The organism is Vibrio sp. S17_S38, assembly GCF_014694375.1.
GTDB lineage: Bacteria > Pseudomonadota > Gammaproteobacteria > Enterobacterales > Vibrionaceae > Vibrio.
This window is the reverse complement of record NZ_JAAUWW010000011.1, coordinates 17237-39457: the sequence shown is the minus strand read 5'-3', so window position 1 is coordinate 39457 and position 22221 is coordinate 17237. Positions and strand designations below refer to the sequence as shown.

Annotated in this window: 23 protein-coding genes; 1 reads left to right on the top strand and 22 read right to left on the bottom strand. The window is 40.8% G+C overall.

Annotated elements, in window-relative coordinates; genetic code table 11:
* Positions 1–71 precede the first annotated feature (71 nt).
* The 19 genes from der to trmJ all read right to left on the bottom strand — a co-directional run bounded on the left by der (position 72) and on the right by trmJ (position 17862).
* Positions 72–1574, bottom strand: coding sequence for a ribosome biogenesis GTPase Der (der, locus tag HC725_RS10040; protein WP_190331697.1), 1503 nt, complete (start codon positions 1572–1574; stop codon positions 72–74).
* 170 nt (positions 1575–1744) lie between these two features.
* Positions 1745–2923, bottom strand: a complete 1179-nt coding sequence (gene bamB, locus HC725_RS10035; RefSeq protein WP_190331696.1) for an outer membrane protein assembly factor BamB — start codon at positions 2921–2923, stop codon at positions 1745–1747.
* An 11-nt stretch (positions 2924–2934) separates the two neighbouring features.
* A complete protein-coding gene (locus tag HC725_RS10030; RefSeq protein ID WP_190331695.1) occupies positions 2935–3552 on the bottom strand; it encodes a tetratricopeptide repeat protein in 618 nt (205 codons plus the stop codon).
* Positions 3553–3612: 60 nt separating this feature from the next.
* Positions 3613–4881, bottom strand: coding sequence for a histidine--tRNA ligase (gene hisS / locus HC725_RS10025; RefSeq protein WP_190331694.1), 1269 nt, complete (start codon positions 4879–4881; stop codon positions 3613–3615).
* Between the two features lie 43 nt (positions 4882–4924).
* Positions 4925–6046: a flavodoxin-dependent (E)-4-hydroxy-3-methylbut-2-enyl-diphosphate synthase gene (ispG, locus tag HC725_RS10020; RefSeq protein WP_190331693.1), complete on the bottom strand. Its 1122-nt coding sequence runs from the start codon at positions 6044–6046 to the stop codon at positions 4925–4927.
* 7 nt (positions 6047–6053) lie between these two features.
* Positions 6054–7031: a cytoskeleton protein RodZ gene (rodZ, locus tag HC725_RS10015; protein WP_190331692.1), complete on the bottom strand. Its 978-nt coding sequence runs from the start codon at positions 7029–7031 to the stop codon at positions 6054–6056.
* Positions 7021–7782 carry a type IV pilus biogenesis/stability protein PilW gene (pilW, locus tag HC725_RS10010; RefSeq protein ID WP_190331691.1) on the bottom strand — a complete coding sequence of 254 codons (762 nt, stop codon included), beginning with the start codon at positions 7780–7782 and terminating at the stop codon, positions 7021–7023. The genes rodZ and pilW overlap by 11 nt, the downstream gene beginning before the upstream one ends.
* 49 nt (positions 7783–7831) lie before the next feature.
* Positions 7832–8950, bottom strand: a complete 1119-nt coding sequence (locus HC725_RS10005; RefSeq protein WP_190331690.1) for a bifunctional tRNA (adenosine(37)-C2)-methyltransferase TrmG/ribosomal RNA large subunit methyltransferase RlmN — start codon at positions 8948–8950, stop codon at positions 7832–7834.
* Between the two features lie 170 nt (positions 8951–9120).
* The gene (gene ndk / locus HC725_RS10000; protein WP_190331689.1) at positions 9121–9549 is read right to left on the bottom strand and encodes a nucleoside-diphosphate kinase; all 429 of its coding nucleotides are present in this window, start codon (positions 9547–9549) and stop codon (positions 9121–9123) included.
* Positions 9550–9622: 73 nt separating this feature from the next.
* A complete protein-coding gene (pepB, locus tag HC725_RS09995) occupies positions 9623–10918 on the bottom strand; it encodes an aminopeptidase PepB (RefSeq protein WP_190331688.1) in 1296 nt (431 codons plus the stop codon).
* Between the two features lie 289 nt (positions 10919–11207).
* Positions 11208–11405: a Fe-S cluster assembly protein IscX gene (iscX, locus tag HC725_RS09990; RefSeq protein ID WP_190331687.1), complete on the bottom strand. Its 198-nt coding sequence runs from the start codon at positions 11403–11405 to the stop codon at positions 11208–11210.
* A gap of 59 nt (positions 11406–11464) precedes the next feature.
* Positions 11465–11803, bottom strand: coding sequence for an ISC system 2Fe-2S type ferredoxin (gene fdx / locus HC725_RS09985; RefSeq protein WP_190331686.1), 339 nt, complete (start codon positions 11801–11803; stop codon positions 11465–11467).
* A gap of 101 nt (positions 11804–11904) precedes the next feature.
* Positions 11905–13755, bottom strand: a complete 1851-nt coding sequence (gene hscA / locus HC725_RS09980) for a Fe-S protein assembly chaperone HscA (RefSeq protein ID WP_190331685.1) — start codon at positions 13753–13755, stop codon at positions 11905–11907.
* A 29-nt stretch (positions 13756–13784) separates the two neighbouring features.
* Positions 13785–14300 (bottom strand): co-chaperone HscB, encoded by a 516-nt coding sequence (gene hscB, locus HC725_RS09975; RefSeq protein WP_190331684.1) that lies wholly within the window; start codon positions 14298–14300, stop codon positions 13785–13787.
* Positions 14301–14390: 90 nt separating this feature from the next.
* Positions 14391–14714, bottom strand: a complete 324-nt coding sequence (gene iscA, locus HC725_RS09970; protein WP_190331683.1) for an iron-sulfur cluster assembly protein IscA — start codon at positions 14712–14714, stop codon at positions 14391–14393.
* 93 nt (positions 14715–14807) lie between these two features.
* Complete coding sequence (gene iscU / locus HC725_RS09965) at positions 14808–15191, bottom strand: Fe-S cluster assembly scaffold IscU (protein WP_190331682.1); 384 nt, start codon at positions 15189–15191, stop codon at positions 14808–14810.
* Positions 15192–15269: 78 nt separating this feature from the next.
* The gene (locus tag HC725_RS09960) at positions 15270–16484 is read right to left on the bottom strand and encodes an IscS subfamily cysteine desulfurase (protein ID WP_190331681.1); all 1215 of its coding nucleotides are present in this window, start codon (positions 16482–16484) and stop codon (positions 15270–15272) included.
* A gap of 31 nt (positions 16485–16515) precedes the next feature.
* Positions 16516–17040 carry a Fe-S cluster assembly transcriptional regulator IscR gene (gene iscR / locus HC725_RS09955; RefSeq protein WP_190331680.1) on the bottom strand — a complete coding sequence of 175 codons (525 nt, stop codon included), beginning with the start codon at positions 17038–17040 and terminating at the stop codon, positions 16516–16518.
* A 90-nt stretch (positions 17041–17130) separates the two neighbouring features.
* Positions 17131–17862 carry a tRNA (cytosine(32)/uridine(32)-2'-O)-methyltransferase TrmJ gene (gene trmJ, locus HC725_RS09950; RefSeq protein WP_190331679.1) on the bottom strand — a complete coding sequence of 244 codons (732 nt, stop codon included), beginning with the start codon at positions 17860–17862 and terminating at the stop codon, positions 17131–17133.
* 195 nt (positions 17863–18057) lie between these two features.
* Here trmJ and suhB point away from each other — a divergent pair, with 195 nt between their 5' ends.
* Complete coding sequence (gene suhB / locus HC725_RS09945) at positions 18058–18861, top strand: inositol-1-monophosphatase (protein WP_190331678.1); 804 nt, start codon at positions 18058–18060, stop codon at positions 18859–18861.
* Positions 18862–19019: 158 nt separating this feature from the next.
* Here the strand turns inward: suhB and secF are convergent, their stop codons facing one another.
* Genes secF through yajC form a run of 3 tightly spaced genes read right to left on the bottom strand, consistent with a single transcriptional unit; the run spans position 19020 to position 22214 of the window.
* A complete protein-coding gene (gene secF, locus HC725_RS09940) occupies positions 19020–19970 on the bottom strand; it encodes a protein translocase subunit SecF (protein WP_190331677.1) in 951 nt (316 codons plus the stop codon).
* Positions 19971–19979: 9 nt separating this feature from the next.
* Entirely contained in the window at positions 19980–21830 is a 1851-nt protein-coding gene (gene secD, locus HC725_RS09935; RefSeq protein ID WP_190331676.1) for a protein translocase subunit SecD, read from the bottom strand.
* Between the two features lie 51 nt (positions 21831–21881).
* Positions 21882–22214, bottom strand: coding sequence for a preprotein translocase subunit YajC (gene yajC, locus HC725_RS09930; protein ID WP_190331675.1), 333 nt, complete (start codon positions 22212–22214; stop codon positions 21882–21884).
* Between the last annotated feature and the right edge of the window lie 7 nt (positions 22215–22221).

Below are 22221 nucleotides of genomic sequence, written 5' to 3'. Positions count from 1 at the left end.
GATCTATAGATAAAAAAATACCACTTCAGCGAGTGGTATTTTTGTTTAATCATTAAAAATAGAATATCCGCTTATTGCTTTTTGCGGCCACGTTTAATCAAGCTCACCAAACGTTTACGCTTATGTGCTTCTGTAACGCTAGATTTATTTACCTGACCTTCAAATGGGTTCTCACTATTTTGGAACTGGATCCTAATAGGTGTTCCCATGATCTCAAGAGCTCGACGGAAATAGTTCATCAAATAACGTTTATAAGAATCTGGTAGCTCTTTTACTTGGTTACCATGCACAACAATAATCGGTGGGTTATAGCCACCCGCATGAGCATATTTCATCTTAACTCGACGTCCACGCACCAACGGTGGTTGGTGATCATCTTGCGCCATTTTCATAATACGAGTAAGTACAGAAGTACCAACTCGAGTTGTGGCTGATTTATATGCCTCTTGTACCGACTCAAATAAATGACCAACGCCAGTACCGTGAAGTGCTGAGATAAAGTGAATACGAGCAAAATCAACAAAACCTAAGCGGCGGTCTAATTCTTTTTTAACATGCTCTTTTACATCCGTATCTAAGCCATCCCACTTATTCACGGCAATCACGATAGAACGCCCGGCATTAAGTGCAAACCCAAGTAAGCTTAAATCTTGATCTGAAATACTTTCACGGGCATCAATGATAAGTAGTACAACGTTGGCATCTTCAATCGCTTTCAGTGTCTTGATCACTGAGAATTTCTCAACGACTTCATTAACACGCTTACGACGACGAACACCGGCGGTATCAATTAAGACATATTCACGTTCATCACGCTTCATTGGAATGTAGATAGAGTCGCGAGTCGTTCCTGGCATATCATAAACAACCACACGCTCTTCACCTAAGATACGGTTAGTCAGCGTTGATTTACCGACATTAGGTCGACCAATGATCGCCAATTTAATCGGTTGATCTTGCAGGCGTTTAAATTCGGCTTCTGCTTCTTCTTCGGTGTATTCTAGTTGCTCATCTTCAGCGTCAACTTCACCTGTTAAATCTTCGATTTCTGCTTTTAATTTAGCTTCTTCTTCTGCCAATTGGTCAGAAAAAGGTTTCAATGCTTTATCAATTAAGCTCATCACACCACGGCCATGAGCAGCGGCAATTTGATACACTTTATCCATGCCCAACTGCCAAAACTCAGCACTCGCGGCGTCAGCATCAACGCCATCAACCTTATTGACCACTAACATGGTTGGTTTTTCACGCATACGTAAATGGCGAGCAATCGCTTCATCAGAAACCGTTAATCCTGCACGGCCATCAACCATAAATAGAACAACATCAGCTTCTTCAATTGCCGCTAATGATTGTTCTGCCATTTTGGTTTCAACACCATCTTCAGTACCATCAATACCACCAGTATCAATCACGATGAATTCATGTTCACCAGATTTTGCTTGGCCGTATTTACGATCCCGAGTTAAGCCCGGAAAGTCAGCAACCAATGCGTCACGCGTACGAGTTAGACGGTTAAATAACGTTGATTTACCAACGTTTGGGCGTCCAACTAAAGCCACTACAGGAATCATATATACCTCAAAAATCTTTAAAATAACCAGAGTAGTTATAGGTAATAAGCCTATGTTCTGCCATTACCTATAACTACTAACTCAAAACAATATACTCTCCATTAAGAAGAATAACGGCCCCATCAATAGGAGCCGATTTTAGGTCTGATAAATCAGGGTGCCGGATTATATCACGATCCTTCAGGGATCTGCATTTTCTTTATCTCCCCTTCTCTTGTGATAACAATAAAGCCATCATCAAGCTGAATTGGAGCTACTGCAATTCCATCATCATCATCATCATCACCAATCAACTGCTGGGCAACAAAAGCACCAGTATTACGATCTATCCAGTGTAAGTAACCTTCATTATCACCGACAACCAAATAATTGTGGATCACTGCAGGTTCAGATAGTTGGCGATATTGAAGTTCGTCATTTTCCCATAGCTTGGTTCCACTACGGACATCCACACCAGTAAGATGATCTTGATCCGTAACAACGAAAAGTTTACTACCATCGGTAGCCAAATCAGTCGCCGAAGAATAAGCGCGTTTCCACATCGGTGTGCCCGAACGTAAATCAATCGCAACTAATTGACCATTAATACCAACCGTATAGAGGCTTGAGCCAATAATCAGCGGCGAAGCATCGACATCCACCAAGCGATCAATCTCTGTCGATCCTTTTGGAGTGCCAATAGGCTGTTGCCATAATAGTTGCCCTTTTTGAATCAATGCGGCTGCTAATCGACCGTTCGACATACCCCAGAAAACACCACCAGAAACAGAGGTAGGTGAACTGTCTCCTCTCAGGGTTAAATTCGGAACTTCATTATTGATCACCCAGGCTTGTTCACCGGACTCTTGCTTTAATGCTACCAAAGAACCTTTGGCCGTATTAAACATAACTAAGTTTTCATCCGCTAACGGCTTGGCAAGTACTTCACCTTCAATATCTTGTTGCCATACAAGAGATCCATCATCGGCAGATAAAGCGTAAACCTGACCATTTTCAGATCCAACATAGACTTTATCGTATAATGCGCTCAATCCACCCGATAATCGTGCAGGTTCATCTTCACCTAAATCAGCTTCCCATAAGGTTTTACCTGTTTCAGGATCAAGAGCCTTCACTTCACCATCACGGCTAGCCACAAAGACTTTATTGTAAGCATAGACTGGGGACAGTTTTGAAAAATAGTGCCCAACACCATCACCTACGGATGCGGTCCACAGTGTTTTTGGCGTAAATTGACTTTTTACTATAGGAAGTGGAGACATAACAATTGTATCTTCCTCGCTTGAACACCCTAAGAGTCCTAAAGCAATAAAAGTCAGAGTCAGACCACGTTTAAGCACTTTTTTCATTAAAACGGTCCCTACTTGGCAAGATCATCAAGTTTCATTTGCAAAGCTTGGTTTGCGGTTCCATCTTGCTGTGCTTGGATATAAGCTTTCTGAGCAGCATCTTTATCCCCTTTCAGTAAATAAATATCGCCCATTAATTCTTGATTACGTGCTTTCCAAGCTTCCGATTTCACTGCTGAAATTTCCGAGATTGCATCATCATACTTAGATTGAGCAGTAAGCACGCGAGCCATACGATAAGAGATAATCGGCAATAACGTATCATCTTTAGCATGAAGTTTTGCCCACTTTAACTGCGTTAATGCATCATCAAGCTTGTTCGCATCAACCTGAGCTTTGGCTAATTGTAAAGAAGCCAAAACTGCATAAGACGTTTTATCATTTGCGGTAATAAAATCTTGAGTTGGTTTCTGTGCTTCAAGACCTTTTTCTTCTAGGTTTGAAATCACAGCACTGTAACCATGAGAAGCGGTTTCTTGCTCAGCGGTAATACCATCTTGGTAATAACGCCAGCCTAAAATACCACCGATACCCACAACAACACCAATGATCACGGATTTACCGTTTGCTTTCCACCAGTCTTTAATTGCTTCTACTTGTTGTTCTTCATCCGCGTCGTAGATACTCACGTTACATCCTCTTTAAAATTCGATAATTGCACTTAATACTAAAATTTAAGCGTTAGATAATTAAATGGCATTAGTTAAATAAGCGGCAAGCTCAGACTGAGTAAGCGTTTGTTGCTCACCACCAATAAGATCTTTTACTACCACCGTTTTCTCTGCGACTTCATTTTCGCCCAGAACCAGTGCGATAGATGCACCCACTTTATCTGCACGTTTAAATTGTTTTTTAAAGTTACCACCACCAAAGTGAGTCATTAGGCGTAACCCATTAACATTTTCGCGTAATGATTCAGCCAGTTTCATACCATTAATGAGTGTGCCTTCACCTGCTGTGACTAAATAAACATCAACTGGTTTACGAACTTCATTAAGCTCTAGCGTTTCCATCATCAAAACTAAACGCTCAAGTCCCATAGCAAAACCTACAGCTGGAGATGGTTTACCACCTAACTGTTCGACCAAACCATCATAACGACCACCAGCACAAACGGTACCTTGAGCACCAAGGCTTTCAGTGATCCATTCAAAAACAGTTTTGTTGTAATAATCTAAACCGCGAACCAAACGTTGATTAACTTGGTATTGGATACCAGCTGCATCAAGTAGTTCACATAAACCAGTAAAATGTTCACGTGAGTCATCATCAAGGTAATCGGCTAACTGAGGCGCATCCACTAATATCGCTTGAATAGCTGGGTTTTTAGTATCCAGTACTCGCAGAGGATTGGTATACATCCGACGCTTACAATCTTCATCTAAAATATCGATATGTTGCTCAAGAAATTCAATTAAAACAGTGCGATAATTAGCTCGAGATTCAATAGAGCCGATCGAGTTTAATTCCAAGCGAACATGTTGATCAATACCTAGTTGACGCCATAATCGAGCTGTCATCATGATCAATTCAGCATCAACATCAGGACCTTGTAGGCCAAATGTTTCTACTCCAACTTGATGAAATTGACGATAACGACCTTTTTGAGGGCGCTCATGGCGGAACATCGGTCCCATGTACCATAAACGTTGCTCTTGATTGTAAATTAATCCATTTTCAATTCCTGCACGGACACAGCCAGCCGTTCCCTCAGGGCGTAACGTCAAGCTATCGCCATTGCGGTCTTCGAAGGTATACATTTCTTTTTCGACGACATCGGTCACTTCGCCGATCGCACGTTTGAATAAATTAGTCACTTCAACGATTGGCATACGAATTTCACTGTAGCCATAAGAACTCACTACATTTTTTACCGCATCTTCTACTTTATGCCAAAGAGGAGATTGGCTTGGTAGGCAATCGTTCATGCCTCGAATTGCTTGAATTGTTTTACTCACAGTCACTACCACTCAATATTCTTTAAAAGATAACGACTTAACGTTAACCATCAATATTATCGACATCAATCCGATTCGCACTATCTAGCATCGCGGCTTTTGCTCGGATTTTAGCTTCTAGCTGATCGATCACATTATTGTTATCAAAACGTTCTTTTTGGCGTTTACCATCTTCATAAAATGCGCTTTTTTTATGTCCGCCAGCAATGCCCATATGTGAAGCTTCTGCCTCACCAGGTCCATTGACCACACAGCCAATAATAGAAACATCCATTGGAGTAATAATATCTTCTAAACGTTCTTCTAATGCATTTACAGTTGAAATCACATCAAACTCTTGACGAGAACACGTTGGGCAAGCAATAAAGTTGATACCACGAGAGCGAATACGCAGCGATTTTAAAATATCAAAACCAACTTTAACTTCTTCAACTGGATCGGCAGCAAGAGAAATACGCAGTGTATCGCCAATTCCTTCCGACAATAGCATTCCTAGACCAACGGCTGATTTAACCGACCCCGCACGCGCACCACCGGCTTCAGTAATACCTAAGTGCAAAGGTTGATTTATTTGTTTAGCCAGCAAGCGATAAGAATCAACAGCCAAAAATACATCAGATGCTTTGACACTTACTTTAAATTGATCAAAGTTTAAACGGTCTAAAATATCCACATGACGCATGGCAGATTCAACTAACGCTGCCGCTGTTGGTTCACCATATTTCAATTGGATCTCTTTTTCTAAAGAGCCACCATTAACCCCAATTCGTATTGGAATATTTTTATCTCGAGCACAATCCACAACTGAGCGAATCCGAGCTTCGTTACCAATATTACCAGGGTTAATTCTCAAGCAATCAACACCGTACTCCGCCACTTTTAAGGCAATACGATAATCAAAATGAATATCTGCGATTAATGGCACATTCACTTGTTGCTTGATCAATTTAAAGGCTTCTGCAGCATCCATGGTGGGAACTGAAACTCGAACTAAATCCGCACCTACTTTTTCAAGTGAGCGTATTTGAGCAACAGTCGCCTCAACATCAGTTGTTAAAGTGTTGGTCATGGATTGAACTGCAATAGGAGCACCGTCACCAATTGGGACGTTGCCAACATAAATTCGAGTCGAAGGACGACGCTTGATAGGAGATTCGTGATGCATAATTTATCTACGGTAATGTCAATCTAGCGGCTTTGCCTGCAGTATACCGAGAAAGGTCTACAGGTTCATCTGCTAAGGTGATAGAGACTCCTTCAGGAGCGCCTAATATTATAGAGTACGGAGTGTTTCCAGTTAAAGTAACAGACTCGCCTGCTTTTTTCATACCGGTAGCAAGGATCTTATTTTGACTGTCTTTTACTTGGATCCAACAGTCATTCTTAAAATTCATTACTAATGGTTTATTTGAGGTTTCAGATTGAGATAAAGCCTCAATCTTTTCTTCTTGTGATTCTGGCGTTTGAGCATCTGAAACTACAGCTTCCTCAGAAGAAGATGAAGTATCCGACTCTTGCGCGTCTTGAGTTAATACATCTGAATGTTGAGAGTCATCAGAAGATAAATCATCAGAGCTCGCCGATACGTCTAAATCAGCTGAACCATTCTCTTGTTCATTCGATTGGTTTTGTTCTAATACAGTATCAACGGTAGCAGTCTGCTCTTGTTTTATTGAGGATGCTGAAAGAGTATCTTGTTGATGGTTTTGCCACCACCAAATCGATGATATACCAATGATCACCACCAACACACCCCATGTGATACGCATAATATGGCTATCATGTTTTTGCTTTTTCGTCTGTTGAGAAAAGCTGTGCATCATGTGTTCTTTATGTTGATGCTGACCTTCGCCGGAAAGCTCCAACACCTTCAATATTTCTTTTTCGCTGATACCAACCACTTTTGCGTAAGATCGAAAATAGCCACGGATAAAAGTGGCTACTTGATGGGATCCAAATTCATGGCTTTCTACACTTTCAATTACCGACACTTTCAGTCGTAATTTTTGTGCGATATCTTTTTGACTCAGCCCAAGTTCTTCACGACGTTGGCGTAATATTTCGCCGGCAGTCAAACCATCACTTGAGTGAAGCTCAGTTTGGGAATGTTGTGGTGTTTCTGTTGGTTCAATTTTATGTTCAGTACTCATTCTTCTTGTACTTCTGATATTGAATCGAGTTTGGATATTTGGTCTTCAATATGTTGCCATATTTAGACACCAGTTCAGGATTTGCTGCTTGTTTTTCTAATTGTATGAGCAACTCTAAACTAACAGGGAGATATCCATACCTCTTATTAAATTTAAACAAACGGAGCCTTGCATCGGAAAGTTCACCCTCTTGAATTTCCAATTCAGCTAAATGTATCGCTGATTTTGCTCTGTCTGGATCATGAGCAAGCGCACGAGAAAAATAATGGCTGGCTTGTTCTTTATCCCCGCTTTTTAATGCACAGAGGCCCGCATTCTCATAACTGGCTGCGACCAGATAATAATAAGGCTGCTCTATTGCGAGGTTAAAGTACTCATCGGCTTTCTTATATTCACCTTGTCGGCATAAGAATGCACCATAATTATTTAATACGTCACCATTTTTCGGTGAGCTTTTTAAAGCTTTCTCGTAAGCTTGTTTTGCTAATTCATCTTCCCCAACTCTCTGGTAATAATACGCAACAGAGTTAAGTGCTCGATAATAGGTTGGGGCATATTTTACAGCCATTTCAAGATTCTCTCTTGCTTTGACCATATGATTATCTTTTAAATACCCTAAACCCAAAGAAATTCGGCCTTCTGATGCTTTGATACTATCAAAGGCAGCCATATTTGGATTGTCAGTTACTGTAACACAACCGGCTAAAAAACTAACTACCGAAATAAAGCCTAACTTCTTAATTAATAACATTGACACTCATCCTTTATAAAAACAAGAGCCAATCTGTTATCAGTACCTATCAGATAGCTTTAACTGGAATTGGTTCCCCTTGCTGTTTCTGTTTTGTGCGCTTTGTACGGTCGATCACATCACCAACTAATTGACCACACGCAGCGTCAATATCGTCACCACGAGTTTTTCGAACCGTCACGGTATAATCGTATTCCATCAATGTTTTTTGGAAGCGATCAATACGTGAGTTACTTGGTTTTTTATATGGTGACCCAGGGTAAGGGTTAAATGGAATTAAATTAATTTTTGAAGGGGTATCTTTTAATAACTCTGCGAGCTGTCTTGCATGTTGCATGTCATCGTTCACATGATCAAGTAAGACATACTCTATCGTCACGCGGCCACGGTTCGCATTTGAAGACGCAATATAGCGCTGAACAGACTCTAAAAATGCTTCAATATTCCAGCGATCATTAATCGGCATGATCTCGCTGCGTAATTCATCCGTTGGCGCATGTAGTGAGATAGCCAATGCAACATCAATATTACCCGTCATTTGATCAAGGCCAGAAACAACACCTGAAGTCGATACCGTTACCCGACGTTTTGATAAGCCGAAACCTAAATCATCCAACATAATTTCCAATGCTGGGATCAAATTTTTCATATTTAAAAGTGGTTCACCCATTCCCATCATAACCACGTTGGTGATAGGCCGACGACCCGTTTCTTTTTCTAGGCCAATTTCACGAGCAGCTCGCCATACCTGACCAATGATTTCAGACACTTTTAGATTACGATTAAATCCTTGTTGGCCCGTTGAACAAAATTTACATTCCAATGCACAGCCCACTTGAGAGGACACACATAAGGTTGCGCGGTCATTGTCAGGAATATAAACCGTTTCAACATCTTGATCACCAACACGCATTGCCCATTTGATCGTGCCATCTTTTGAATGCAAGGCTTCTGAAACATAAGGAGCGCGAATTTCACATCGTTCTTGAAGTTTAGTACGTAAGGTTTTGTTAATGTTATTCATTTGTGCGAAGTCATCACAACCAAAATGATATATCCACTTCATGATTTGATCGGCCCGAAAAGCTTTTTCATTCAGCTCTTCAGAAAAATACTTACGCAGACCTTTGCGATCAAAATCGAGTAGATTTACTTTTGTGATGGTCATGTTTATCTCGCTAATGGAACAATAAATAAGGGCGCGAATTGTACAGGCTTTAGTCATTTACAACAAGGCTTGTATACATTGCGACTTTATATAATTAAGGGGAATGGAATAAAAAAGAGGCCGATTTAATCAGCCTCTTTCAGTATAGTTCAATCTTACATAACGCTTGATTAACCGCGAGGGCAGATTTCTGATTGCGGAAAAAAGAACTCTATTTCACGAGCGGCAGATTCAGAACTATCTGAACCATGAACAGAGTTATAACGCATACTTATTGCGTAATCAGCACGGATCGTCCCACATGCTGCTTCTTCCGGATTGGTTTTGCCCATTAATTCACGATAACGAGAAATGGCATTTTCACCTTCAAGTACTTGAACCATAACCGGCCCAGAAGTCATGAATTCTTTTAATGGTTCAAAAAATGGTTTGCCTTCATGTTCCGCATAAAAACCACTCGCTTGCGCATCGGTTAGATGCAACATTTTAGCCGCCACAATCGACAATCCTGCCTTTTCAAATCGGTGATAAAGCTCTCCAATTAAATTTCGTTCAACCGCATCTGGTTTGATGATTGAGAATGTTCTTTCTAGAGCCATAATGAATGTCCTATTAACTTATGTTGTATTTTATTAATAGAGGAGCATCAACCCCTCTTAATTGTTTAAAATCTTATTTAGACTGCTCAATCAAAAGGCCAGCTAAGGTTCTTACGCCCATGCCAGTAGCACCCGCCGACCATTTGTCACTACTCGTTTTGCGATATGTACCAGCGCAATCAAAATGCAACCAGCCTTTTTTGTAGTCTTCAACAAAGTAAGATAAAAATGCCGCCGCAGTACTTGCACCGGGTGCATAGCCTGCGCTAGAAATGTTAGACATATCAGCAAAGTTAGATGGCAGCATATTACGGTGGAAGTCTTCCAGTGGCAGTTGCCATAATCCTTCGGCTTCAGCTTTCGCTATTTTCAATGCTTTTTGTGCCAACTTATCATCAAAACTAAGCAGTGCGTGATAATCATTACCTAATGCATTTTTTGCCGCGCCCGTAAGCGTTGCGCAATCAATAATCAGCTGTGGGTTTTGCTCACTGGCATACATTAAACCATCAGCTAAAACTAAACGTCCTTCAGCATCAGTATTCATCACTTCAACCGTTTTACCATTTTTGTAAGTGATGATGTCGCCCAGTTTTAGTGCTCGCCCAGAAATCATATTTTCAGCACAGCATAAAATTAATTTAACACGCTTATTAAGTCCACGAGTGATGGCAAGTGCTAAACCGCCAGTAATTGTGCCAGAACCGCCCATATCCGCCTTCATTGAATCCATAAAGCCTGAAGCTTTAATACTGTAACCGCCGGAATCAAACGTGATGCCTTTACCAACCAGACACGCAAAAACAGGGGCGTTATCATCACCAGTTGGATTGAAATCGAGTTGTAACATGGCTGAAGTACGATCAGAACCTCGGCCCACGGCGAAAATCCCTTCCCAACCTTCAGTTAGAAGATCTTTATCTTTCACTATGCGATAACTAACAGAGCCTTCAGGTGCAACCGATTTAATAAACTCACCAGCCATAGTAGCCAATTGACGAGGTGCCACTTCTTCGGCGCTCTTATTGATAATATCTCGTACCCAATCAGTTGTTTTAATACGAGCTTCAAGCTCTGATTGTTGAGCTTGTTCTAATGCTGGCCAAGAAACTTGATTGCCTTTTTTCGATGAACGGTAACCTTGTACAAAAGCCCAGACTTTCTCTAAATCCCAGCCTTCGCCACTTAATTCAATATTTTTAAGACCTTGAGAGTCTAACTTACGAGCCGCTCGTTGTACTGAGTCTATATCTGTAGCCGATGTAATATGAATAGTCGCGCCATTTTCATCAAAAGATAATAGAGCTTTGTCGCCCCATTGGGACTGCGCTGCTTGTTGTGTAATTGAAACCAACATAGATGTAGACATTTTAACTCCTTTATCGCCTTTTATTCTTCAGCGATCCATGCATATTGTGAAGGCAGAATACCCATCCTTCATGACTGTAAACTTTGACACTCTTATTAGAATTAAATCGAACGTAAACATAAGTAAGGTGACAAAATTGAGGTCTATCATAATGGATTTTTGTTAATTTGACATGAAAACGGCAAAAGACTTGTGCACTAAATAGCATAAAAGCCTCCGGAGAGGCTTTTATAAAAGTTCAGTTCTATTTACTCATCAATCTCATGATTAAATAGTGTTCAACATCGAACTAAATTTCATCTAACCAGCATAATAAAATAGCTTCTAGGATTTTTTCATTTGAACGGTTAGGCTCATCATCAAACTCTTCAAGCTCAGTGATCCATTGATGCATATCGGTAAAACGCACTGTTTTAGGATCTAAATCAGGAAATTTTTCGTATAATTCGATCGCAATATCTTGCGAATCTGTCCACTTTAACCCCATAACCCTTTCCTTTTGATTGGTATCTCTATTGCTCAGAAGCTTAGCTTAACGAAGCTAGATTAATGTTTTTCCGAGGCTAGATTAATAGTATAGCGAGGAATTTCTACTATAAGATCCTCATCAGCAACCAAAGCTTGGCAACCTAAACGGGATTCTGGCTCTAAACCCCACGCTTTATCTAGCATGTCGTCTTCGAGCTCTTCACTTTCGACCAGTGAATCAAAACCTTCACGAATAATAATATGGCACGTTGTGCAAGCGCACGATTTTTCACACGCATGCTCAATACCGATTCCATTTTTTAAAGCCACATTAAGTACTGACTCCCCTTTTTCGGCCTCTAATACTGCGCCTTCTGGGCATAACTCTTCATGTGGTAATACGATAATTTTAGGCATAATCCATCCTACTATAATTATAAATGTGATGGGTAATCGCTCAGAGGATTAAGCCCACCACAGAAAATTCAATATTATTGTTTGTAATCTAACCAGTGAAACTAAATATCATCCACCGATTGGCCTGACAAAGCGGCTCGAATAGATACATCCATACGACGTGAAGCAAAGTCCTGACTCACTCTATCGGTGTCTTTAATTCCTTGCTCTATCGCATCGGAATCTTGGCCATTGCGTAGCTCAATCAACGTTTTCAACGATGCTTCAATTGCATGATACTCGTCGACACTCAGTAGCTGCTCACCATTTTCTTGCAATGCAATTAGCAGACCTTCAATCACTCGATCGGCTTCTACCTTTTGCTCAGCTAAAGCACGAGCTTGCATATCTTCTTTAGCATGAGTCATCGAGGCTCTTAGCATATCGGCGATCTCATTATCACTTAATCCATAAGATGGCTTAACTTGGATATCCGCCTGAACGCCTGTGCTTTTCTCCATCGCAGTAACCGAAAGTAAACCATCCGCATCAACTTGGTAAGTTACGCGAATATGTGCAGCGCCTGCTTTCATTGGGGGAATACCTCGTAAGGTAAATTGAGCCAATGAGCGGCAATCTCCAACCATTTCACGTTCACCTTGTGCAACATGAACTAGCATAGCGGTTTGGCCATCTTTGAAGGTGGTAAATTCTTGTGCTTTAGCGACTGGAATTGTGGTGTTACGAGGGATGATTTTTTCAACTAATCCGCCCATTGTTTCAATCCCAAGAGATAATGGGATCACATCCAACAGCAGCATTTCTGAATCAGGCTTATTGCCCACCAAGATATCCGCTTGAATGCCTGCGCCAATGGCTACAACTTCATCTGGATTAATACTAGTGAGCGGTGTTTTACCAAAGAAATCACCCACCATCGAACGAACAAGTAAAGTTCGTGTTGAGCCGCCAACCATAACCACTTCAACCACTTCATCACTTGTTACTTCAGCATCTTTTAGTGCTCGACGGCATGACAACAATGTTTTCTTAACCAACGGCTGAATCAATGATTCAAACTGCTGGCAAGTAAATGAGATTAAAGTACCGAATACATCAACTTGAACTTCATTTTGTTCCGATAAATCAATTTTAGCTTGCGTTGCCAAATCAAGTAGCACGCGATGTTGCTCTGCGCTTAATGGAGTCTCAATACCAGCTTGCTGCTTAAAAAACGTTAAAATAAGATCATCAAAATCATCGCCACCTAATGCAGAATCACCACCAGTCGCAAGTACTTCAAATACACCTTTAGATAAACGAAGTAAGGAGATATCAAATGTACCACCACCAAGATCATAAACAGCAATCACGCCTTCTTGCCCTGAATCTAAACCATAAGCAATCGCCGCGGCAGTTGGTTCATTAAGCAAACGTAATACTTTAAGCCCAGCCAATCCTGCTGCGTCTTTAGTACCTGCTCGTTGAGCATCATCAAAGTAGGCAGGAACAGTGATCACAACACCTTCTAGTTCATGATCTAATGTTTTTTCAGCACGCTTAGCGAGAGTTTTAAGGATCTCACTGGAGACTTGAATCGGATTTACCGTGCCATTAGGAACGCCAATCAACGGCAGTCCATTTTCGCTAGCTTTAAATTGATAAGGTAACGTGGTGTAACGAGTTTGGATATCGGCAAGCGAACGACCGATTAAACGTTTAGCCGAGCTAATGGTATGAACAGGATCTGTTTGAGCTAAGGCTTTAGCAGCATCGCCAACCAGAATCTGTTGCTCACCGTAATGTACCACTGACGGTAAAATCACCTGCTGATGTTCATCTTCAAGTGGTGTACAACGACCACTTCGTACTGCCGCAACAAGTGAATTGGTTGTCCCTAAATCGATACCGACAGCAAATTTATGTTGATGAGGTGCGGTGCTTTGTCCGGGTTCGGCAATTTGAAGTAGCATGGTATTACTTTGTCCTTTTTCTAGACGAATTATCCCAACAGTTTATCTTCTAACTGTTCGATTTCACGTCGTAATTTATTTACAAACTTGAGTTTTCTTACGCTATCAGCCGCAATATCCCACTCTTCACTCACCAATTGTTGTTGCAATAACTCAATGTGCTGCTGATACATAGATTGAATCTTATGATCAAACTCAAGCAAAGCGTCATTTGGATCATTTAAATGAGAAATATCTTCGAGGGTTTCGCGTAGTTCCATTTGCTCCATAAGAAACAGTGGATCGCTCATAGTTTGGTGTTCACCACGAATGTGAACGCCGTACAAAGAAAGCAAATATTCAGCGCGTTCAATAGGTGTTTTTAACGTTTGATAGGCATCGTTAATTTCGGCCGCTTTTTGTACTGACATGAGGCGATCACGTTCAGAGGCTGCGGCAAATTTATCCGGATGGAATTGTTTTTGTAGATCTCTAAATTTTTCAGATAGGTGGTTTTTATCGAGGTCAAACTGATTAGGAAGGCCAAATAATTCAAAATGATTCATAGCATGACTTCTTTTAGGCTGATAAATAAACCAAACCGACACTATCGTTGATGATCAGCTATCGATTGTCGTAATAAGGAGATGAAAAAGCTAAACGTTGAAGCTTTCGCCACAACCACACTCACCTTTTACATTAGGATTATTAAACTTAAAGCCTTCATTTAGCCCTTCTTTGGCAAAATCCAATTCAGTGCCATCAAGGTACACCAAGCTTTTAGGATCAATGATAATTTTCACACCATCATGCTCAAAGGTTTGATCTTCTTCGTTCAATGAATCTACAAATTCGAGGACATATGCCATACCTGAGCATCCCGTGGTTCTAACACCTAAGCGCAAGCCTAGGCCTTTCCCGCGATTTTCTAAAAATGATCTTACGCGACCAGCTGCCGCATCTGTCATGGTAATGGCCATACTTCAACCTTGTTCTATTTCATTAAATATAAGTAAATATGAAACATTGTAATAAATAAGAATGAGGGAAGATATTCTCCCCTCATTAAGATTTTATTGTAGATGTTTCTTTTTATAGTCAGCTACTGCTGCTTTAATTGCATCTTCAGCCAAAATTGAGCAGTGAACTTTTACTGGTGGTAACGCCAGTTCTTCTGCAATTTCAGAGTTTTTGATTGATGCTGCTTCATCTAGGCTTTTACCTTTAACCCACTCAGTAACCAATGAGCTTGATGCGATCGCAGAACCACAACCATAAGTTTTAAACTTAGCATCTTCGATAATGCCTTCTGGAGATACTTTAATTTGCAGCTTCATAACATCGCCACAAGCAGGAGCACCAACCATACCGCTACCGATAGATGGATCTTCTTTATCAAAAGAACCAACGTTACGTGGGTTCTCATAATGTTCTATTACTTTTTCGCTATACGCCATAATATTATCCTCAAATCCTTGATACCTAACTGAAGCGATAAATTCAAACTTACAGTCTCTCAGGTATGTTAATTGATCTTAGTGATGTGCCCACTCAACAGTGTTCAAATCAACCCCTTCCTTGTACATATCCCAAAGTGGTGACATATCACGGAGTTTATTGACGGCTACAAGAATCTGTTCAACCGCGTAGTCCACTTCTTCAACTGTTGTAAAACGGCCAAATGAGAATCGAATTGAGCTATGAGCTAATTCATCTTCAAGACCAAGCGCTCGTAGTACATAAGAGGGCTCAAGGCTGGCAGAAGTACAAGCTGAACCCGAAGATACCGCTAGATCTTTTAATGCCATCAGTAAAGATTCACCTTCAACAAAAGCAAAGCTGATATTGAGGTTATTAGGTAAACGTTGCTCTAAATCACCATTAATGGTCAGCGCTTCCATATCTTTTAAACCATCCAACATACGGGTTCGCAGCTTTAGTGCGTGATCATAGTCTTGTTGCATTTCTTGTTTCGCAATAGCAAAAGCTTCACCCATTCCAACGATTTGATGAGTAGGTAATGTACCAGAACGGAAACCACGCTCATGACCACCACCGTGCATTTGTGCTTCAAGGCGAACGCGAGGCTTACGGCTCACATACAATGCACCAATGCCTTTAGGACCATAAATTTTATGGGCAGAAAATGAAATCAAATCAACTTTCAATTCTTGTACATCAATTGGAAGCTTGCCCGCTGATTGCGCAGCATCCATATGGAAAATGATTTTGCGTTCACGGCACATATCACCAATAGCATTGATGTCTTGAACCACACCAATTTCATTGTTCACATGCATGATCGACACTAAAACTGTATCTTCACGCAGTGCTGCTTCAAGTTTTCTCATGTCAATTAAGCCATTAGTTTCAGGCTCAAGATATGTGACTTCAAAACCTTCACGCTCTAATTGGCGACATGGATCAAGTACGGCTTTATGCTCAGTTTTGCAGGTAATAATGTGTTTGCCTTTCTTACCATAAAAACGTGCAGCACCTTTAATCGCTAAGTTATCTGATTCAGTTGCACCAGATGTGAATACGATTTCACGAGGATCAGCATTAATCAGTTCAGCGATTTGTTCACGAGCATGGTCAACTGCTTCTTCTGCTTGCCAACCAAAACGGTGTGAACGAGAAGCTGGATTACCAAAAGTGCCATCCATCGTCATAAATTGAACCATTTTCTCTGCTACGCGAGGATCGACAGGACACGTTGCTGAATAGTCAAAATAAATAGGCAGTTTCATTCTTTACTCCAATGTAAAAGCTTGTACCCGCTTATGAGCGAGAGTTGATACCGATAGTGTTTGTTTTTGTATTTTCTTTGGTATTAAAATTTTTATTACCAAAGCCATTATTGACTATCAGTTCGATATTTTGTCGTTCTGAGATATCTTTGATTTCATTGTTGTTCATCAACTCACCCAGAGTGATGCCATCAAGAAATTCACTAATACGAGCGCTTAAATCGTGCCATAAAGTGTGAGTGAGGCAGCGTGAACCACCTTGGCAATCACCTTTGCCTTGGCATTTAGTTGCATCAACGGATTCATCAACAGCTGCGATCACAGCGCCAACAGCAATTTGATTCGCATCAATACCTAGTCGGTAACCACCACCAGGGCCTCGAACACTGGCCACTAATCCCGCTTTACGTAAACGCGAAAAAAGTTGCTCTAAATAAGACAATGAAATGCCTTGTCGCTCTGAAATATCTGCAAGCGGAACAGGACCTTCGTTTGAATGTAGGGCTACATCCAACATTGCCGTTACCGCATATCTTCCTTTTGATGTAAGTCTCATATTGCACGTATCCACAGTAAGCATGTGGATACAATGTTCACATACCCGACCAATTCAGTCAACTATTAATTTGACTATTTTAGTCAGGTATTACTTTACAGATTTTGTTGATTTATCAATAGCCGTCAATACGCCACGTAGCATGTTAAGCTCTTGCTGCTCTGGTCGAGCACGGCTAAACAAACGGCGGAATTTATTCATCACTAAATTAGGCTTATCTTTTGTTATAAACTGGGTGCTAAATAGAATCTTTTCAAGGTGGTCATAAAACATTTCTAATTCTTTATTACGAGGATATTCTTCTTGTTCTACCGCAGGATAAGCCGATGCTTGCCAATCTAGCCATGCTACGCGAATTTCATAACTTATAGTCTGCACGGCCATAGCAAGATTTAATGAACTGTATTCAGGGTTAGCAGGAATGCAAACATGAAAATGGCACTGCTGTAGCTCATCATTCGTTAAACCAGTACGCTCACGGCCAAATACAATGGCCACCTTTCCTTTCTGGCCTTCTTCGACAAATTTTTTGCCACATTCACGTGGTTCAAGCATTGGCCACTCTAATGTACGAGATCGAGCACTCGATCCGACCACTAAAATGCAATCTTTTATCGCCTCTTCTAGCGTGTCTACAATGACTGCATTTTGTGCGACATCCGCAGCACCAGAAGCTAATGAACGAGCTTGATCATCAACTTCACATTGAGGTGCAACTAAAACCATTTCGGTCAACCCCATCACCTTCATTGCTCGGGCGGCAGAGCCAATATTACCAGGGTGGGAAGTGCCGACTAAAATAACTTTAACGCTCTCTAACATGACTCAATATATCCTTCTCAATTTTGCTCCAGATGATACCACATCCAATGAAAAATGAATCAGTTCGTAATGGATTCATCCTGACAACAAAATAAAGTCCAATGAATGAATAAAAAACCGACACTTTCTATTTAATAAAACTCTGATATACTGCACGCCGCTTTTTCGTTCTTTAACATCCGTTGGGAAAATCCTATGCATCCTATGCTAAACATTGCGATTCGTGCTGCACGAATGGCTGGCAATCATATTGCTAAATCTGCAGAAAATACTGACAAAGTTGAGATATCTCAAAAAGGTCAAAACGACTATGTAACTAATGTCGATCAAGAAGCAGAGCAATTAATTATTAATACCATCAAAAAATCCTACCCTGATCATTGTATTGTGGGCGAAGAGATGGGTTCGATTGAAGGTAGAGATACCGATGTTCAATGGATTATTGACCCACTGGATGGCACTAATAACTTTGTAAAAGGTTTCCCACATTTTTCTGTTTCTATCGCTGTCCGTATGCGTGGAAAAACAGAAGTCGCTTGTGTTTACGATCCAATCCGTAATGAACTTTTCACCGCTCAACGTGGTTCTGGCGCTCAGCTGAATAATGCTCGCCTGCGTATTAATCCAATTAAAGATTTAAATGGTGCCGTTCTTGCAACTGGTTTTCCATTTAAACAAAAACAACACGCTGAAAGTTATGTAAAGATCGTTGGGGCACTATTTAACGAATGTTCTGATTTCCGTCGTACTGGCTCTGCTGCTTTAGATTTATGCTATCTTGCTGCTGGTCGTGTTGATGGTTACTTTGAACTTGGTCTTAAGCCTTGGGATATGGCGGCAGGTGAACTGATTGCTCGTGAAGCTGGCGCGATCTTAACCGACTTTGCAGGCGGCACTAACTACCTTGCATCAGGCAATCTAGTTGGGTCAAGTCCACGCGGTGTTAAGAATATTCTTAAACACATCCGCGAGCATGCTAACGAAGGCATGATGAAGTAAGACACTTCTAACTCAATAATTCTAACGCCGATACGGTAAAGTATCGGCGTTTTTTTATACTTCATTTATCACTTTTTTAATTTCTCAAATACAAAAAAGGTTTTGAGAATAATCCCAAAACCTTTCTACAGTTTAGTACCAAACTAGATTAATAATGCCTAAGGCAGCATTGCATCTTGATCTGCACCTTCTTTATCTACTTGTGTTGGCATTAAATGCTCACGCGTTAAGCCTAGTTTCAAGGCTAATGATGAAGCAACATAGATAGATGAGTATGTACCTACTGTAATACCTAATAGCAACGCAAGCGCGAAACCATGGATATTAGCACCACCTTTAGTGAACAAAGCAATGACCACAAATAATGTAGTACCTGATGTGATTAATGTCCGACTCAGTGTTTGCGTAATTGAATGGTTCATAATATCACCAGGAATGCCATTTCGCATTTTGCGGAAATTCTCTCTGATCCTATCAAATACAACGATAGTATCATTGAGAGAATAACCAACAACTGTGAGCAATGCAGCAATAATGGTAAGGTCAATTTCAATCTGTAATACTGAAAATACACCTAACGTAATAATGACATCATGAGCTAATGAAAATACAGCACCTGCTGATAAACGCCATTCAAAACGCATTGACACATACATGAGAATACATAACAACGAGATTAAAATCGCTAAACCACCCGCCTCGGCTAATTCACCGCCAACATTAGGACCAACAAATTCGATACGTTTCAGTTCAACTTGATCGCCACTTCCTTGCTTCACAGAAGCCAGAACCTGATTACCAACCACTTCACCTTTAGTACCTTCACGTGGACGTAAACGAACCATTACATCACGAGCAGAACCAAAATTTTGAACCGTTGCATCCGAAAAACCATCATTTGCTAGTGACTCTCGAATTTGAGGTAAATTTGCTGGGTGCTCAAATGTTACTTCAATTAATGTACCGCCAGTGAAATCTAATCCCCAATTGAACCAGTTGGTTGCAATTGAATAAAAAGACGCTGCGATCATTAGCCCAGAGAATGCAAAGGCAAACTTTGACCAACGCATGAAGTCGATCACTTTGTTTGCTTTCAATATTTGAAACATAACTATTCCTTAGATCGACAGTTTCTTAAGATTACGTTTACGGCCATACATTAAATTAACAATGCAGCGCGTACCAATAATGGCGGTAAACATAGAGGTTAAAATACCGATCGATAATGTCACCGCGAAACCTTTAATAGCACCCGTTCCTACTGCAAATAAGATAATAGCAGTAATCAACGTCGTAATATTGGCATCGGCAATCGTACTAAATGCATTAGCGTAACCTTGATGAATAGCTTGTTGAGGACTCCGTCCTTCTTTAAGCTCCTCTCGTATCCTCTCAAAGATAAGAACGTTAGCATCGACTGCCATCCCCACCGTCAAAACGATACCAGCAATACCAGGTAAGGTCATCGTTGCCCCTGGAATTAATGACATGATGCCAATAATCAGAATCAAGTTTGCCATCAATGCCATATTAGCAATCAAACCAAATGCACGGTAATAGAGCAGTGTAAACAGCATGACCGCAACCATGCCCCAAACACAAGCTTGAATACCCATATCAATATTTTGCTGCCCCATTGATGGACCGATGGTACGCTCTTCAACAATAGAGATCGGTGCAATCAAAGCACCAGCACGTAATAGCAAGGCTAGATTGTGCGCTTCAGCAGTAGAATCAATACCAGTAATACGGAAGCTTCTACCTAGTGCTGACTGAATCGTCGCTTGGTTAATCACTTCTTCATGCTTGGTTAAGATTACGTTTCCTTTTGCATTACGGCGTCCACTGTCTTTATATTCAGTAAATACCGTTGCCATCAACTTACCAATATTCTTTTTAGAGAAATCCGACATTTTACTGCCGCCTTCGCTATCTAAAGAAATATTAACTTGTGGACGACCATATTCATCAGCACTAGAGCTCGCATCAGTAATGCTTGAACCGCCAAGAATAACGCGTTTTTTCAAGACAGCAGGGCGACCATTTTTATCAAACTTAACTTCACTACCCGGAGGTACACGACCATCAGCAGCGGCAGCTAAATCAGCTTTATCGTCAACTTCTCTAAACTCAAGAGTTGCGGTTGCGCCTAAGATCTCTTTCGCGCGAGCGGTATCTTGTACGCCAGGCAATTCAACTACGATACGGCTTGCACCTTGACGCTGAACTAATGGCTCGGCAACGCCTAACTCATTCACACGATTACGCAAAATAGTGATATTTTGCTCAACGGCATAATTACGAATTTCAAGTAAGCGAGCTTCCGTGAAGGTTGCGATTAACGCATTGTTATCACCTTCAGAAAATTGCATATCACGATGCTTTTGAGTCAATAGTGCTTTAGCTTGATCGCGTTGTTTTTCATTACGCAATACAATCTCAACACCATCTTGTCCAGTAGGACGAATAGCACGGTAACGAATACGCTCTTCACGTAATTCGCCACGGAAAGATTCTTCTTGCTGACCAACCAGTTTTTCCATCGCAGCGTCCATGTCCACTTCCATTAAGAAATGCACACCACCGCGTAAGTCGAGGCCCAGCTTCATTGGTGTCGCACCAATTGAAGATAACCAACCAGGAGTTGCAGGAGCAAGGTTTAGAGCGACAATGAAATCTTTACCCATTGCTTGAGAAATCAAGTCACGAGCACTGATTTGCGTATCGGTATTTTTAAAACGAATCAATATTGATCCATTCTCTAATCCGATCGTTTTTGCGTCTAATTTATTTTCTTTGAGTACGGTATTTAAAGTATCGAGCGTTGACATGTCAACTGAGGCGCCTCGCGCCCCAGTGACTTGTACTGCGGGATCTTCACCGTAAATATTTGGAAGCGCATACAATGCACAAACGAGGATGGCTGCAACCACCATCATATACTTCCATAACGGGTAACGGTTTAGCACAGCGGATATCCTTTAGCTGTTTATAACTCAAGTGTTATAAGTAGGAAACGATTAAAGAGATTTAAGCGAACCTTTAGGTAACACAGCAGTAACGAAATCTTTCTTGATTGTTACTTCATTGTTTTCGTTTAAAGCTAATAGAATGTAATCATTATCATCTGAAATTTTTACAATTTTACCGACTAAGCCGCCACTTGATAACACTTCATCACCTTTAGACATTGATGACATAAGTGTTTTATGAGCTTTAACACGTTTTGCTTGTGGGCGATAAATCATGAAATAAAAGATCACGGCAAACATGCCAAGCATGATGAACATTTCCATACCACCACCCGCAGGTGATCCACCAGCAGCATGTGCTTCAGAGATAAATAGACTCATTAAAGTT

Coding starts and splice junctions, on each gene's coding strand:
- HC725_RS10005 (WP_190331690.1), bottom strand. CDS start 8,950: ATGACCATCACAAAAGTAAATCTACTCGATTTTGATCGCAAAGGTCTG.
- trmJ (WP_190331679.1), bottom strand. CDS start 17,862: ATGTTAGAGAGCGTTAAAGTTATTTTAGTCGGCACTTCCCACCCTGGT.
- hscB (WP_190331684.1), bottom strand. CDS start 14,300: ATGAATCATTTTGAATTATTTGGCCTTCCTAATCAGTTTGACCTCGAT.
- suhB (WP_190331678.1), top strand. CDS start 18,058: ATGCATCCTATGCTAAACATTGCGATTCGTGCTGCACGAATGGCTGGC.
- HC725_RS09960 (WP_190331681.1), bottom strand. CDS start 16,484: ATGAAACTGCCTATTTATTTTGACTATTCAGCAACGTGTCCTGTCGAT.
- ndk (WP_190331689.1), bottom strand. CDS start 9,549: ATGGCTCTAGAAAGAACATTCTCAATCATCAAACCAGATGCGGTTGAA.
- hscA (WP_190331685.1), bottom strand. CDS start 13,755: ATGCTACTTCAAATTGCCGAACCCGGACAAAGCACCGCACCTCATCAA.
- iscU (WP_190331682.1), bottom strand. CDS start 15,191: ATGGCGTATAGCGAAAAAGTAATAGAACATTATGAGAACCCACGTAAC.
- iscX (WP_190331687.1), bottom strand. CDS start 11,405: ATGGGGTTAAAGTGGACAGATTCGCAAGATATTGCGATCGAATTATAC.
- fdx (WP_190331686.1), bottom strand. CDS start 11,803: ATGCCTAAAATTATCGTATTACCACATGAAGAGTTATGCCCAGAAGGC.
- secF (WP_190331677.1), bottom strand. CDS start 19,970: ATGTTTCAAATATTGAAAGCAAACAAAGTGATCGACTTCATGCGTTGG.
- pepB (WP_190331688.1), bottom strand. CDS start 10,918: ATGTCTACATCTATGTTGGTTTCAATTACACAACAAGCAGCGCAGTCC.
- bamB (WP_190331696.1), bottom strand. CDS start 2,923: ATGAAAAAAGTGCTTAAACGTGGTCTGACTCTGACTTTTATTGCTTTA.
- der (WP_190331697.1), bottom strand. CDS start 1,574: ATGATTCCTGTAGTGGCTTTAGTTGGACGCCCAAACGTTGGTAAATCA.
- pilW (WP_190331691.1), bottom strand. CDS start 7,782: ATGTTATTAATTAAGAAGTTAGGCTTTATTTCGGTAGTTAGTTTTTTA.
- rodZ (WP_190331692.1), bottom strand. CDS start 7,031: ATGAGTACTGAACATAAAATTGAACCAACAGAAACACCACAACATTCC.
- iscR (WP_190331680.1), bottom strand. CDS start 17,040: ATGAGACTTACATCAAAAGGAAGATATGCGGTAACGGCAATGTTGGAT.
- yajC (WP_190331675.1), bottom strand. CDS start 22,214: ATGAGTCTATTTATCTCTGAAGCACATGCTGCTGGTGGATCACCTGCG.
- iscA (WP_190331683.1), bottom strand. CDS start 14,714: ATGGCCATTACCATGACAGATGCGGCAGCTGGTCGCGTAAGATCATTT.
- ispG (WP_190331693.1), bottom strand. CDS start 6,046: ATGCATCACGAATCTCCTATCAAGCGTCGTCCTTCGACTCGAATTTAT.